Raw genomic sequence first — 2283 nt, 5'->3', positions numbered from 1 at the left:
AATATATCAGCAACTTTTTTAAAATTCTTTTTATTTATTTCTACAAGTATTAACAACTTGAATACTAGATGGATTTGAAGATGGAGTTGAAGAGTTAAATAAATAAGCAATACGCATATAAGTTATTTAAACAAATTAATGGTATACAACAAGATGCAAAACTATAAATAACAAACTTTCATTAAAATTAACCTAGTTATTTTAAGATTGATTTATCAAACTTTTAACATTAAAAAACTTCTGCAGTAAAAATGCCCTTGTAGCTCAGCTGGTAGAGCAATTGATTTGTAATCAATAGGTCCGCGGTTCGAATCCGTGCGGGGGCACCATCTCACTGACTTTTTCATCAATACTTCTATCTTAAAAATTACTTTTGCAACATTAAGTGTTGCAGGATTGTTGCAAGATTGTTGCTCAATCAATTAGTCTTTTAAAATTTTTTATTTTTTGTAAATCTTTCCCATAACTGCTCATATAAAACATAAGCGAAAATGCTTACGATGACAACCACACTAGTGAAACCTAATGATCGAGTCCAATTACCAAACCAGAGATATGATAACAAAGATATCCATATCATGCCGATAATTTGCCAAATAATTGATTTATAAAATAATCTTTTTTTACTCATAAGAGTCCTTCTATTAAAATTTAATGAATGTTAGTAAAAATTAGTAAAAATGATTATTTACTTTGCTGAGGTATAGTGAATTTTAACAAATAAGTTGCAATTCCAATGTTTCCAAAAATTAAAGATTTGTTTAAGCTTCATATAAAAACACTAACACTGTTGCAAGTTTGTTGCTAGCATTAAATCCTTTTTTAAAAATTGTTGCTAACAAATGTTTATTTAAACTTTTGCAATTGATTTGTAATCAATAGGTCCGCGGCTCGAATCCGTGCGGGGGCACCATCATTCAATCTAAAAAGTTTTTATTCTCTATTCATTTATTTATTTTAATCTCTTGCAAAGTTATAAATTGCTACACTCACTTTTTTATAACCCTCAACTGTGTAATGTCCATTCATTTTAAAGGGAAAGAGATTGAGTGGATTTTTTTCTTTTTCAAAAACTTCTTTTGGAATATCAACAAAAGGAATATCAAGCTGATTAACAATATTTTTTACTAAATTATAACTTTTGTTATCATAATTAGTACTATATCGGGCGTATCCAGGCAGATATATAAAATATAACTTTGAATTATTATCATTAACTAATTCTTTTGTTAATTTAAGTATTTCTTTTAAATTTGATGTTAATTGTGGTGGTGGATAAATTAAAACTCTTAAATTAGTAATTTTAATAAAATTAATTAATTCAACTTTTAAAATTCCTTTATCACGTTTTATGTTCTTTTTACTTTTTTCTTTATTAATAAAATTGACTGATAAATTATCTATTTCTTTTTGTCTAAATTTAAGATTTTGTGTAAAAGTTACATCTTTATAATATTTCATTAAAATTTTATCAGACATTTCATTATGCAAACCACTCAAATCATTATCTTCAAAATAAATCCATAAAACTTTTTTAACATTACTATTCATGTATTCTCTCAGAGTAGCAAACTCAATTAAAGGTCCATTTCCGCTATATCCTAAATTTAAGACTGATTGTTTTGATAAATTTCTTAAAACAGACCCCATATCATTTGGTCTATTTACGCATGCACCATGTGTAAAGGAGTCACCTACTAATAAATATTCTATTTCATCTGAGTCCCAATTATCATCAGGATTATTAAACCCATATCTGTCACTTTGATAAGTTGCATAATATCCATTTTCATTACAAAAAATTGTTTTTGAGTTTGAAACACCTGAAAGAGGAAATAAAGATTTATTTTTATTTATATATTTGTATGGAGTAACAGGAACCTGTATTTTTTTATCTATATTTTTTAAATCATTTAAAATTTCTAATTTAGTTCTTTTGTCAAATTTTTTTCCTGTATTTTTTTCATAAATTTGGTCTTTTATTAATTGTTCTTTTGTTTGATTTTTTGCTGAAAGCTGTTCTTTTGAAATCTGTTTTTTAAAAATCAAATAAGCCTCAAGTAAATATAAAGTTATTACTGTACTAATAACGATAATGATTACGTACTCTTTTATTTTATGATGTATGAAAAATGTAAATATTGATAAGAAAATAAATATTAATGATATAAGATAATATGTAAAATAATAATCATTTTTATTTCCATCCCAATAAATTTCAGATTTATAAAATGTATAAATAAATAAAAAAATTGAAAGAATGAAAAAAGAAGGTGAGAATAT

2 protein-coding genes and 1 tRNA gene are annotated in these 2283 nt (G+C 25.0%); 1 reads left to right on the top strand and 2 read right to left on the bottom strand.

The window, feature by feature from the left end; genetic code table 11:
• Positions 1 to 253 precede the first annotated feature (253 nt).
• A tRNA-Thr gene (locus AMN81_RS05870) sits at positions 254 to 329 on the top strand.
• A 101-nt stretch (positions 330 to 430) separates the two neighbouring features.
• Here AMN81_RS05870 and AMN81_RS05865 read toward each other — a convergent pair.
• Together AMN81_RS05865 and AMN81_RS05860 are read right to left on the bottom strand one after the other, a co-directional pair.
• Positions 431 to 631 carry a DUF2061 domain-containing protein gene (locus AMN81_RS05865; protein WP_072091156.1) on the bottom strand — a complete coding sequence of 67 codons (201 nt, stop codon included), beginning with the start codon at positions 629 to 631 and terminating at the stop codon, positions 431 to 433.
• A gap of 326 nt (positions 632 to 957) precedes the next feature.
• On the bottom strand, positions 958 to 2283 hold a 1326-nt coding region (locus AMN81_RS05860; RefSeq protein WP_072091155.1), incomplete at its 5' end, for an SGNH/GDSL hydrolase family protein.

Origin of the sequence: Candidatus Pelagibacter communis (assembly GCF_001179845.1) — a bacterium.
GTDB lineage: Bacteria > Pseudomonadota > Alphaproteobacteria > Pelagibacterales > Pelagibacteraceae > Pelagibacter > Pelagibacter ubique_Q.
Note: the sequence above shows the minus strand (reverse complement) of the source record. Positions and strands in the feature narration are given on the sequence as shown.

Excerpts from the sequence above, each read along its gene's own strand:
- AMN81_RS05865 (WP_072091156.1), bottom strand. The coding sequence starts at position 631 with ATGAGTAAAAAAAGATTATTTTATAAATCAATTATTTGGCAAATTATC.